At 60.5% G+C, this 12182-nt stretch carries 10 protein-coding genes and 3 tRNA genes; 3 read left to right on the top strand and 10 right to left on the bottom strand.

What is annotated here, in order from left to right:
• Positions 1 to 675, top strand: a complete 675-nt coding sequence (locus H0194_RS10595; RefSeq protein WP_185175830.1) for an IclR family transcriptional regulator — start codon at positions 1 to 3, stop codon at positions 673 to 675.
• Between the two features lie 49 nt (positions 676 to 724).
• On the opposite strand, the gene H0194_RS10590 is transcribed toward H0194_RS10595, so the two are convergent.
• The 5 genes from H0194_RS10590 to H0194_RS10570 all read right to left on the bottom strand — a co-directional run bounded on the left by H0194_RS10590 (position 725) and on the right by H0194_RS10570 (position 4819).
• Complete coding sequence (locus H0194_RS10590; RefSeq protein WP_185175829.1) at positions 725 to 1483, bottom strand: hypothetical protein; 759 nt, start codon at positions 1481 to 1483, stop codon at positions 725 to 727.
• 261 nt (positions 1484 to 1744) lie between these two features.
• Positions 1745 to 2479 (bottom strand): aquaporin Z, encoded by a 735-nt coding sequence (aqpZ, locus tag H0194_RS10585; RefSeq protein WP_185175828.1) that lies wholly within the window; start codon positions 2477 to 2479, stop codon positions 1745 to 1747.
• A 221-nt stretch (positions 2480 to 2700) separates the two neighbouring features.
• Positions 2701 to 2773, bottom strand: a tRNA-Glu gene (locus H0194_RS10580).
• A gap of 70 nt (positions 2774 to 2843) precedes the next feature.
• Complete coding sequence (locus H0194_RS10575; RefSeq protein WP_185175827.1) at positions 2844 to 3287, bottom strand: hypothetical protein; 444 nt, start codon at positions 3285 to 3287, stop codon at positions 2844 to 2846.
• Between the two features lie 812 nt (positions 3288 to 4099).
• Positions 4100 to 4819: a hypothetical protein gene (locus tag H0194_RS10570; RefSeq protein WP_185175826.1), complete on the bottom strand. Its 720-nt coding sequence runs from the start codon at positions 4817 to 4819 to the stop codon at positions 4100 to 4102.
• Between the two features lie 246 nt (positions 4820 to 5065).
• Here H0194_RS10570 and H0194_RS10565 point away from each other — a divergent pair, with 246 nt between their 5' ends.
• A complete protein-coding gene (locus tag H0194_RS10565) occupies positions 5066 to 6253 on the top strand; it encodes an IS1249 family transposase (RefSeq protein ID WP_185175825.1) in 1188 nt (395 codons plus the stop codon).
• A 254-nt stretch (positions 6254 to 6507) separates the two neighbouring features.
• On the opposite strand, the gene H0194_RS10560 is transcribed toward H0194_RS10565, so the two are convergent.
• From H0194_RS10560 to gltX, 4 genes are all read right to left on the bottom strand, one after another.
• Positions 6508 to 6580 (bottom strand) — tRNA-Glu (locus H0194_RS10560).
• A 27-nt stretch (positions 6581 to 6607) separates the two neighbouring features.
• Positions 6608 to 6679: transfer RNA gene (locus H0194_RS10555), tRNA-Gln, on the bottom strand.
• 375 nt (positions 6680 to 7054) lie between these two features.
• Entirely contained in the window at positions 7055 to 7621 is a 567-nt protein-coding gene (locus H0194_RS10550) for an SDR family NAD(P)-dependent oxidoreductase (RefSeq protein WP_185175824.1), read from the bottom strand.
• A gap of 169 nt (positions 7622 to 7790) precedes the next feature.
• Positions 7791 to 9293: a glutamate--tRNA ligase gene (gene gltX / locus H0194_RS10545; RefSeq protein ID WP_185175823.1), complete on the bottom strand. Its 1503-nt coding sequence runs from the start codon at positions 9291 to 9293 to the stop codon at positions 7791 to 7793.
• Between the two features lie 93 nt (positions 9294 to 9386).
• Between gltX and H0194_RS10540 the strand changes: the two genes are divergently transcribed.
• Positions 9387 to 10874: a succinic semialdehyde dehydrogenase gene (locus tag H0194_RS10540; protein WP_185175822.1), complete on the top strand. Its 1488-nt coding sequence runs from the start codon at positions 9387 to 9389 to the stop codon at positions 10872 to 10874.
• A gap of 17 nt (positions 10875 to 10891) precedes the next feature.
• Here H0194_RS10540 and H0194_RS10535 read toward each other — a convergent pair whose 3' ends face one another.
• Positions 10892 to 12094 carry a CE1 family esterase gene (locus tag H0194_RS10535; RefSeq protein ID WP_246388933.1) on the bottom strand — a complete coding sequence of 401 codons (1203 nt, stop codon included), beginning with the start codon at positions 12092 to 12094 and terminating at the stop codon, positions 10892 to 10894.
• Positions 12095 to 12182 lie beyond the last annotated feature (88 nt).

Raw genomic sequence — 12182 nt, 5'->3', positions numbered from 1 at the left:
ATGGGAGAAATTAGCGAAGTATCCGGCATTAAAGTGCTCGACCGGGCGGTGGCCATCATGATCGCAGCTGCCAACCGGCCGAGCAGCCTCAATGAACTCGTGGAGCAGACCGGGCTCCCCCGCGCCACGGCTCACCGCCTGGCCACTGCGCTCGAAGCACACCGCATCCTCGTTCGCCGCGAGGATGGCCGCTGGATGGCTGGCCCGGCGCTTCCCGGTAACCGGGACCACCTCATCAACGCCGCCCGCCCTGTCTTGGACGAACTGAAGGAACGCACCGGTGAGTCCGTGCAGCTCTACCAGCTCACAGGCAACACGCGCACCTGCATCGCCACCGCCGAGCCTGCCTCCGGCTTGCACAACGTGGTGCCGGTGGGTACCGAGCTCCCCCTGCACTCGGGCTCCGCCGCGCGCGTCATCGCGGCGTTCGTCAAGCCGCACGAGGCATTCAGCACCAAGGACATCGACAAGATCCGCGCCGACGGGTGGGCAGAATCCGTCGAGGAGCGCGAGGTGGGCCTGGCTAGTGTGTCTGTCCCCGTCCTCGACCCGAACGGCCACTTCGTCGCGGCGTTATCCATTTCCGGCCCCGCCGAGCGATTACGCCCCGACCCCGGTAAGAAGTGGGGCGGCGAGCTAGTCGACGCCGCGTCGAAGCTCGCCGCCGCGCTGTAGGCACTGCAATCGCCGTGTGGCGGCATCGGCCGCCATGAATGAAGCCCGGCTACTTGATGTTGATCTTGGTCTTCTCCACGAATTTCTTGGCCTTCTTGACGTTGTCCGAGCCCTTCTCACCGGTCGCGCTCACGGTGAGGACGTGCGTCTCACCGAGGTCCATCATGTAGCCAAAGCCCTCGATGTCCTTGTCGCCGGCCTTGCCGGACGTGGTCACCTCGTGGGCGGTCTTGCCGTCCAATGTGGTCTCGCCCTTGTACTCGGTCTTGATTCCCGCCTGCGCGTTGTTGCCCTCGGCGTCCGCAGCGCTGAATTCCGCCATGGTCTTTGCGTCCTGAACGAACTGTCCATCACGCTTGGCCACCATCACGGTGATAGCTCCACCGGCCCCGGCCTCCAGCTCCGGGAGCTCCTGCGCCTCCGGACTCAGGATATTAACGCCAGACATGCCCATCTCTTCGAGCATCTCCTCGCTCTTGGCGGTCCAGTCTTCCGGTGCCTTGACAATGGCCTCGCCGCCCTCGAACTCCACCGTGTGTTCGGTGGCGTTGCTGAACAGGCCGTCGAACATGCCGCCGTCCTTCTTCTCTCCACCCTCGGCACCCTCACCTTCGGCGCCTTCACCGGCCTGTGCTCCCTCGCCCACCGCCTTGCCGGTGTTGCCGTCGCCACTGGACGCGGAATCTTCCTTCTCTCCACCGCCGATGGCCTCCTGTACGGCGGAGCAGCCAGAAAGGCCAAGTCCTGCCACGGTGACCACGGTGACGCACAGGAGGGCAGGCTTGTTCATCAGATTCATCGGGCTCATGGATTTTCCTTCCAAGACTATGAGCAGCCACTGCTGCTGTCATCAAGTGAGTACACATGCACTAATGCTTAAGGGGAATAATATAGGTAACTCGCGCCTTGCGCTCGACAAAAGCGCCCCCTTCTTTCATCCGACACACCGTGCGGAAAGACTCCCCCCAGCCGGACGTTCAAGTGCGGGTACAAAAAGAGCGGGCACCCGCCGGGCACCCGCCTTAGTTCATGGGGTCTCACTGCGCTGCAGGCAGCCAGACTGCTGTTTCTAGCGCTCCAGAACCTCTTCAGAGGTGTTCGGGAACAGCGACTTGTAGGTCAGGCCAGCAATAGCCGCGCCTACCAGTGGGGCCACAATGAAAGCCCACACCTGCATCAGTGGCTCGGAGCCTGCAAACCAGGCGACCCCCAGGGAGCGGGCCGGGTTCACGGAGGTGTTAGAGATCGGGATGGACACCAAGTGGATCAGAGTGAGTGCCAGACCGATAGCCACCGGTGCGAAGCCTTGCGGCGCGCGCTCATCGGTAGCGCCCAGAATGACGTACAGGAAAATGGCAGTGAGGATGGTCTCCGCCAGGAGAACCGCGACCAGGGAGTAGCCGTCCGGCGAGAGCTCGCCGTAACCGTTGGTGGCAAAGCCAGACTCTACGGCGCTGAAGCCCTCCTTGCCGCTGGCGATGAGGTAGAGCGCGCCACCGGCCAGTGACGCACCGATGACCTGGGTAACCATGTATGGCAGCACAGCCTTGGCTTCCAGGCGTCCCGCGAGGAAGGCGCCCAGGGTCACGGCCGGGTTGAAGTGACCACCAGAAATGTGACCTACGGCGTAGGCCATGATGAGTACGGTCAAACCAAAAGCAAGGGCGACACCGGCGAAGCCGATGCCCATGTTCACGTTCTCGTTGTCTGCGGACAAAACGCTGGCGGCAAAGATTGCGCTGCCGCAACCGCCGAATACCAGCACGAAGGTGCCCAGCAGCTCGGCTGCGAGGCGGGATGTCATGCTCGGATGCATGGATTCTCCAATTCAAAGTTGATAAATAACACTCCCCTACACCATCTCGGCAATGCCACCACCCGTTACCTGTATTACACGCAACTGAGTCGCACATCACCACCACGGCGGGGGAACCTCACCATACCGCGCCATACCGGTGAGTTCTGCCTTCCCGCGTCAGCTATGACAAAAGGTCCCGAACTCATCAGAGCTCGGGACCAACGTTGTACCCCGTACGGGATTTGAACCCGTGTTACCGGCGTGAGAGGCCGGCGTCCTAGGCCGCTAGACGAACGGGGCGCGTTCCTTACGGACTCCATAACATTAACCGCCGCCGTCCCATTCGCCAAATCATGAGGTCAAAGACCGTTTACAGCGCTCTGCTTGCACTCACATGCCCACTCAGGCCCATGTCATCCAGAATCTTGAAAATGGGTTCTGGATCGTCGGAGCTCTGGTCGATGAGGTCACCACCAATGGCATAAACGTCGTCTTCAAAGGTGACGAAATAGGTGAAGTGCCGAACCATGAGGCCGCCCTCGAACTCCTCGTATTGCATCAGCCCCGTGGCTTCCTGCCCCAGGATGGTGCGAGTTTCTAAGATTTCGGTCTCCACGTACTGTTTCCTGCGGTCCTCCGAGAAATAACGCACGAACTCGTCCACAGAACGCCCGCGCATGATGGATTCATCAAAATGCGAGATATAAGCCACGACGTTGGAGTAGGTGTTCTTCAGACCTTGACTATCGATGTCAGAAGTGCGGATGTCAGCCGGGATTTCGCCGATGACTTTGGCGTACTTATCCCCCGGCATGACGCCGTGGATTTCCGACTCCTTGCCACGAATGACGAAGGGCTGGTTTGGCTCAATGGTGAGAAACTTGATGGTGGAGTTGTTCCTCTTTTCTGCTAGCGACTGCGTTCCTCGCCTGACATGGCGTCATCGCCCACCACAACCGTGGCGTCCGCAGAGTTGGCGTTGCTTGTCGACGCCCCGCCGTCACCCGGCACTGCGGCAGGTGCGGTGTGCTGAGCCAGGTTGGAGGGGTTGACGACGTCAGAGTCGGCACCTCGGGAGTCGGCTTTGTGTCCAGTGCTGAGCGCGGAATCACCGCTACAGCCGCCTACGACGAGGCTGCAGGCCGCGAGCCTCGCGAGGAGAGGAAGTGATTTTTCACGACGTTTCCTTATTTTAAGTTGTTACCTGTAGATCAATATCGCATAAAAGCTAGTGCCACGTGTGGTCTGCCTAGGAAATTGTGAGATTAACTCGGAACTTCTCGAATGCGCTCCAGTGATCAGATCCCTTCGGCGCAGCACCACGCACGATGACCCACATGTCGTCGCCACGCACAATCCACTCCTCAACCTGCACACTGCTCCCTGTCTCGGGGCACTCTTGGTAGGTAAATCCCACCACCGGTTGGCCTCCTACAAGAAAGGGACTATCCAAGCTGAGCGGCGTGACGTGGTGTTCTAACGAGCGCATACGCCGGACGCGGTACCCGGCCAGACTGAGCCTTTGATTCTGCTTGCCTACAGCAAAGGATTCGATCTCAATGCGCACCCCCTCCGCCGAGGTAGACATTGTACTTGTGCTGCGGAACTAGTGCATATTTTGGTGGGCTACTTGAAACGGATGGATTCGAGCAACTCCTCGAAATCATCCCAGTCGGGGGCCTTCGGGTCCGTCACACCGGCGATGCCGAAATAGTCACCGTCCTTTTCCACGACGTACATTCGGGCTTCCATCTCGTTGGAATTGAACTCCTCGCCGACGAAGGTGAAACCGTAGGCGTTCTCACCGTCGATGGTGATGTCGTCAAGCTTCTTCTGCTGGGTGCGCCCCTCAGCGTTGTCTCCCTTGAGCTGGGCGTCGAGGTAGGGCTTGGCCTTCACGCCCTTGTGAAGGCTCTTGGGAACGATGGAGATGTCCACGGCCTGGGGCAACAGGCTAGAGTCTTGAAGGCTTTCCGCGTCCTGCATTGCGACGGTGTCGCTCTGCCCCGGCTTGACGCCGCCGTACCACTCCTCCGGGACGGTACCGGTCAATGTTGCCGTGGAACCTTCGACCGCGAATTCCTCACCGCCCTGGATGTATTCCTCGTCTCCAGCCGCGGAACTCGGTGCAGACTCTGTTTCCGCTTCAGCCTTTGAGGTCTCGGACGACGCCTGAGCAGACTCTGTAGACTCGGCAGGTCCTGAAGCTTCCGCGGCAGTGTTGGTCTCACCGACGATCGGTTCCTTATCGGACTCCGAACCCCCGGTGATGTTGTCGACCATTCCACACGAGGCAAGAGTCATTGCGCCGGCGAGTAAGACAGACAGTAGTGATGCACGTTTCATAGCGACGCTCCTTCGAAGCGATAGATGATGTGAACTTTCACAACGTCTGATACACCACAGGCACTGAATGTTCCCGAACAAAAAGGGTTAAGTAGCAAAAAGTGTGTCCAGTAAACCGTGATACATGCTGGTAAGAGTAGATAAATCAGGGTGGAATAACGTCTGCGGCGTTATTCCACCTCCGTTTTCGTTCAATACCGGGATCTGACGAGCTGGTGTGGTAAGCGGATCTTGTTTGCTAGTTCGGTGACTACAAACAGACCACGATGTCCCGGTTGTGCAGGGGCGATGAAGAAAAACGGCACAACAAAAGCAGGCAAAACCCGCTGGCGCTGCACCGCACCCAGCTGCGGACAATCCCTGACACGTTCCAGGACGGATAAGCGCCACACCCAAGATTTCCTCGATTTCCACGCCTACGTCACCGCGCATAAAACGCTTAGCGCCATCGCTCAGGAACGTGGGCTAAGCAGGTGGAGTATGGATCGACGCTTCCGGCCGTTGTGGCTTATCGACATCCCCAACACGGTCGACCCGGAACGCATCTTTGACCAGGTCTTTATCGACGGCCCCTACACCGCCGCAGGATGCCTGCTTATCGCCGCTACCCGCACCCATGTCATCACCTGGCACTGGGCGAAAGCCGAATCAACACAGGCCTACCTAGAACTGCTCAGCCAACTAGCGCCGCCGCTATGCGTTGTCATGGACGGCGGACGCGGCGCATATAGCGCGATTAAAAAGCTGTGGCCCAACACCAAAATTCAACGCTGCCTCGTCCACGCACAACGCGTCGTACGCCGCTACACCACCAGCCGGCCACGCACCCCTGCAGGACAAGCCATCTACCAACTAGCACTACAGCTCACCGCTGTTTCTACAGCGGAACAAGCAGCGCAATGGACAGTCCACCTACACGAATACGGGCAGGTCTACCACGACTTCCTCAACGAAAAGACACCACTGCCCAAAGACCGACGCACCGCCACAAAAACCTGGGAATACACCCACCCACGCGTGCGCCAGGCCTACATGTCGTTGCTGAACCTATCGAAGAAAGGATTCTTGTTTACCTACATCGAACCCGACCCGAAATCCATCAACCCACAATGGGCATCGACGACAAACAGCCTGGAAGGAGCAATCAACTCCCAACTCAAGCTCTTAGCCCGAATACACAGAGGGCGTTCAGGAGAGCGACAACGGCGCATGCTCGAGTGGTGGCTGCACAGCAAAACGCAACTGCCTGACGACCCATTACAAATCGCCAGGCAGTGCAACTTCGGACTAGATCAACTCGCCAAAGTCAACGACCTAGAACCTGAAGACCACAACGCAGCCGACCAAGAAACCGGACGCCCAGCCTTCTACGACAACACTATCCCAGACACCTACGACCCCGACATCAGAATCCGGAAAGGCCCACTACGCTAACCCCCGATGCCGACGACACGCCGGCAGACACACTTTTTGCTACTTAACCCAACAAAAATAATGAGCGCCCCGCTCGGCGGCGAACGGAATGCGCGCACTCCATCTATCGCTGCCCAAAAAATCGTTACCCGTCACTACTCACGTGACTTTCCCGTTCCTCCGAGTTTCCTGTGCCGCAGTAACGGCGAGGGCATAGCCAAAACCCTAGACAAAGCAAAAGTCCCGAGCGATAAACGCTCGGGACTTCCGTGTTGTACCCCGTACGGGATTTGAACCCGTGTTACCGGCGTGAGAGGCCGGCGTCCTAGGCCGCTAGACGAACGGGGCATATAGGACGCGAATAGATATCCGCTGCTGCCCTACCAGGACTCGAACCTAGAATGACGGTACCAGAAACCGCTGTGTTGCCAATTACACCATAGGGCATTTGTTGCTCTGAAACTTTCCACCGTACGCTTGGCCAGTCCGGCTTTCGCTGTGGTGTTGGCTTCCTGCGCAACGGTTAATAACTATAACCACAACAGCGTTATTCGGACAAATCGCCAGCACAGACTATGTTTTCGCGGTTGAATGAACTCTCCAGAAGTTTAGCCAAAGACTTTGCGGACAAAGTTCGCCACCCGATCTGACAAATACGCCGTCACGGCCGCGTAGGCCCGGTCCCGTGGTGCTTGACCGTAGTGAACGTGACCGTACTGGATTGCGTTGCTGGGATGGAGCGCTTCCCAGACTTGCGTAGCGATCGCACTGGGCGATGTCAGGTTGTTCTCGCGGTGGGTCAACGTCATGGTGGTGATGCCGTTAAGGCAGTACACACACTGGGACGAAGTCTACGATGCGTACGCCGTGCGCTCCCTGCCCGCGGCACTCGGCGCGCTGCTTGTCCGTGAGGGACCGCACTGTGGATTGGATCGCGTCCAAGCGGCCGCCGACGTGCCGCGCCTCGTCAGCCGTCACGGTGAAGACGTTGATGAGTTGGCCACCAGAGTCAGCAAGGTACGACGCCGCGGCGCGAGCCCCCAGAATGAGGCCCGTGGAATGGGCATGAACAAGAAGCTCGAGCTGTTCACGCCCGGCTTGGGCCCAAGGATCGTCGATAAGCAAGCCTGCACAATTGGCAACGGCGTTAACAGGGCCGTTGCTGCGCCACGCGAATTCTGAAAGGGCGCTACCCCACTCTGCGGCCCCGGTAACGTCAAGCTGCCCTGGAAAAATCGTTGTAAGGCCCACGAGCTCAGGGGCACGTTCGGAGTAGTCAGGTTCTCGGGAGTCGTAGGCCCCCACGAGCCACCCGCGTTGCGCGAAGTGGCGGACGACGGCAGCGCCGACTCCGTCTGCCGCACCAGTGACAAATATCCGGGGAGCCATGAATATGACTTTATGGCGCACTAGACCGTCGACGCAATAAAACCGGAAAACCTAAGAGAAATATCGGCGCGTTCTTAATGTTGCAGGCCGTAGCGCTGATAACCTGCACAGAAAGTCGGGCGCCGGAAGACATCCGGCGCCCGACTAGACAAGGTTTCCCCCTGAGCGGCTACTGAGTAGCCTCAGCCTGCCATGGGGTCAACTCACGTGCTGCACGAAGGCGTGCCAGGGTGGACTCGCGGCCAAGCAGCTCCATAGACTCGAACAGCGGCGGCGAGACAGCGGCGCCGGACACGGCGACGCGCAGTGCGCCGTAAGCCTTACGCGGTTTAAGCTCCAGCTCCTCGATGAGAGCCTTTGACAGCGCGGCCTCGATGACGTCGGTCTTCCACTCCCCTTCGCCGATGGGCTCGAGGACGCGCAGCGCGGCGTCGAGAGGCTCAACGGCATCTTCCTTGAGGTTCTTCTTTGCCGCCTTCTCGTCCAGGGTGAGCTCGGCGTCTGGGACGACCAGGAACTTCATAAGATCGTAAGCATCGCGCAGCATCTTAATGCGGGTGTGGACCAGATCCGCGGCGAAGGCGAACTTTTCCCCGTCGTAGTCTGCCGGGAAGTCCGTGTATTCAGTGAGGTAATTGCGCAGACGGAAGACAAACTCTTCCGGTTCCAGCAGGCGGATGTGGTCGGCGTTGATTGCCTCTAGCTTCTTCTGGTCAAAGCGCGCGGGGTTGCCCAAAACATCCTGGATGTCAAAGTTCTTCACCAGCTCGTCGATGGTGAAGATGTCCTGATCCGCAGACAGGGACCAACCCAGCAGCGACAGGTAGTTCAGCATCCCCTCGGGGATGATGCCGTTGTCGCGGTGGTTGAAAAGGTTGGACTCCGGGTCGCGCTTGGAAAGCTTCTTGTTGCCCTCGCCCATCACGAATGGCAGGTGGCCGAACTCCGGCGTGAACTCAGCGACCCCGATATCCTTGAGGGCCTCGTACAGCGCAAGCTGTCGCGGCGTCGAGGAGAGCAGATCCTCGCCACGCAGCACATGGGTGATGCCCATCAGCGCGTCGTCGACGGGGTTGACCAGGGTGTACAGCGGGGCACCATTGGAGCGGGCCACCACGTAGTCCGGCTGGGTCTCGGGCTTGAAGGACATCTCCCCGCGCACCAGGTCGGTCCACTCCCACATTTGCTCCGGCATGCGCAGGCGCCACACGGGCTTACGGCCCTCGGCCTCAAAAGCGGCCTTCTGCTCGTCAGTGAGGTCGCGGTCGTAGTTATCGTAACCCAGCTGCGGGTCACGGCCCGCGGCCTTGTGACGCTCCTGGACTTCCTCGTTGGTGGAGTACGCCGGGTAGACGTGGCCGGCGTCGATAAGCTTGTTGAGGATCTCCTGGTAGATATCGCCGCGCTGGGACTGGCGGTATGGCTCGTGCGGGCCGCCCACGTTGACGCCTTCGTCCCAGTCCATGCCCAGCCACGTCAGAGAATCAATGATGGCCTGGTAGGACTCCTCGGAGTCGCGGGCGGCGTCAGTGTCCTCGATGCGGAAGATGAGCTTACCGCCGGTATGGCGGGCATAAGCCCAGTTGAACAGGGCGGTGCGCACCATGCCGACGTGCGGAGTGCCGGTGGGCGACGGGCAGAATCGAACGCGTACTTCAGTCATGGGTTCCATCGTAGACTAGTGACTTTTCGCGCGGCCGGTCACGGCAAGCGCACGCTCGGATGCGCTTGGTGAGGGTGACTAATTCGACCTAACATGAATCTCATGTCGAATAACACAGTCGTGTCACCGGCTTGCGGCGAAGAAGTCGGCTCCATCCGCGTGTATACCGCAGAGGAAACCCGCGCGGCCTTCGTCTCCGCCCGCGCCGCGCAAGCCGCCTGGGAGCACGTGCCGCATGCGACAAAAAAGCGCATCTTCCTGGAGTTCCACGACCTAGTTTTGAGCGAGAAGACGGCGCTATTGGACACCATCTGTGCGGAGTCCGGCAAGGCGCGCAAGGACGCCTTTGAGGAGGTCCTGGACGTGGCGCTCACCGCACGCCACTACGCCTACCGCGCGGGCGCGCTGCTGCGTCCTCGACGGGCGCGGGCGGGTATCCCGCTGACGGGCTCGGTGCGCGTGAACCACGAGCCCGTCGGGGTCGTGGGCGTTATCGCGCCGTGGAATTACCCGCTGACTCTTGCAGTATCCGATGCCGTCGCGGCGCTACTTGCAGGTAATGCCGTGGTGCTCAAACCGGACAGCGCTACCCCACTGTCCGCGCTCCGGGTCGCCGAGTTGCTCTATGAAGCCGGGGTGCCGCGCGAGGTGTTCCACGTGCTGCCCGGCCCCGGTGCCGAAGTCGGACAAGCCATCGTCGCCGACTGCGATTACCTGATGTTTACTGGCTCAACTGCTACCGGCAGGAAGCTCGCGGCGCAGGCGGGCGAGCGACTGATCGGATTTTCCGGGGAGCTAGGCGGCAAGAATCCCCTCATCGTGGCCTCCGACGCCGATATCCAGCGCGCTGCTGAGGGCGCGGTCACCGCGTGTTTCTCAAATGCCGGCCAGCTATGCATCTCCATCGAGCGCATCTACGTCGTGGACGCCGTGGCCGCGGAATTCACGCGCGCATTCGTCCGGTCGGTGGAAGCCATGAAGGTTGGTGCGGAGCATGGGTGGAATGCGGATATGGGATCCCTGATCTCGCACGACCATGTGGAGAAAGTCTCAGGCTTCGTGGATGACGCCGTGGCGGCGGGCGCCAGGGTGCTCACTGGCGGCAAACGCCTTATCGACGGCGCTCATGCCCGCGGGGCCTATTACGCGCCGACGGTGCTTACCGACGTCCCTGCATCAGCGCGCCTTTACCGCGAAGAGGTCTTCGGCCCAGTGGTCTACATCGAGTCCGTCCCGGATGAGGACACCGCCATCGCGCGGGCGAATGACACCGACTACGGGCTCAACGCCTCGGTCTGGGCGCGGGCCTCCACGGGGCGTCGGATAGCCAGCCAACTCCACGCCGGAACCGTCAACATCAACGAGGGGTACGCCACGGCATGGATCGCAATGGATGCCCCTATGGGCGGATGGAAGTCCTCAGGTGTGGGTCGCCGACACGGCGACGGCGGACTGCTGAAATACACCGAGGCCCGGACGGTGGCCTTGCAACGCTGGACGCACGCTACTGGGCCCGCGGCGCTAGACCGAGAGAAATTTGCCGCCACCGCGGCCTGGGCCCTGCGGGCCTTCCGCGACGTCTTGCGCTAGCCGATTACGCTTGCCAACTAACGGTGTTGGCGGGAGAGGAAGCCCCACACCTCGTTGGCGGCGTCGGGCGACCAGAACCACAGGTGATCCTGGGGGACGGCGATCAGGTGGGTGGGTTTGGCGCAGCCACGGTAGGCGAAGCGGGTGGCGCCACCAGCCATAGGCGTCCGGCTATGCAGGGTGCTGCAGCGGTTTCGGTGGACGAATCCACCCGTAACACTGCGCGCCGATTCGTAGGATGCGCCGTGGCGGATGCCGCCGTTGTAGTGCATCATTGCGTCGTTCGTTCCATGCATGACTAGCGCCGCCACGGAGCCGCGGCGGCAACCGCTCACCGACGGCGTGTAGAAAGCGGCGGACACCATGGCGACCGCGGCGAAGGTGTCTTGCGCACGGCAGCCAATGCTCGCGGCCATGCCGCCGCCGTTGGACATGCCCATGGCGTAGACGCGGTTGCGGTTGACGGCGTACGTCCGATCTACCTCGTTGAGGACCTGCTTCACAAAGGCGGTGTCCTGGCCCACGCGAGTCTTGGCGTATGGTGCGCCCTCCCAGGCGCGAGCGATGCCCTCGGGGTAGACCTGGATAGCTTGGGAGTGCGCACCGGTGGTGTTCATCCGCGCGTAACCCTTGTAGTTTTCCGGACTATCACCCCAGCCACCGAAACCGAAGAGGACTGGAGCAGGGCGAGCCGGGTTATAGCCCGTAGGGATGTACAGGAGGTAGCGGCGCTTAACGCCATTATGAGACGTCCACACATTCTTGGTCGTTCCGTTTGCTACGCGTGGCGCGGGCTTAGCGGTGTTGACGACGGGACGGGACTGGCCCGGAACGCTGGAGCCTTGTGGCATCGATGACGCCGCGTTGCGGGCACCCCCGCGTGTTTGCACGGCTTTCGAGGAGGCTGCCAAAGCCTTGTCCGGCGATGACACACGCGACGCTGAGGAACCCCTTGTCGTTCCACGATAAGCGGCTTTAGCCTGGGACGAGCCTCGGTTGACCTCCCGAGTGATTTCCCGGTGCGCTGGTGCTGCGGAACCTTTGGGGGTCGGCGTATTCACCGCTGCAGCCGAACCCGCGGGGACTGCTGGTGCGGCTGCGGCCACCGGGGCGGCACCATCGTCACCGGAAATGGAGACAAGAGTGAGCGAAGCGGCAGTTGCGGCCACCACGGCGAGAGCGTTTAACGGGCGGAGAGAATGGCGAAGCTGTCTAATCACTTAAGCAACAATAGTAACTTCCGCAACAATCGCAACATTGAACACAGGTTTTAGGAAACTTTTTGGGACGCCTAGTTTTAAAGGGCAC

The sequence above is a fragment of the Corynebacterium incognita genome (genome assembly GCF_014217255.1).
Taxonomy (GTDB): Bacteria; Actinomycetota; Actinomycetes; order Mycobacteriales; family Mycobacteriaceae; genus Corynebacterium; species Corynebacterium incognitum.
The sequence above is the reverse complement of the archived record's forward strand: the minus strand, read 5'-3'. Positions and strand labels throughout refer to the sequence as shown.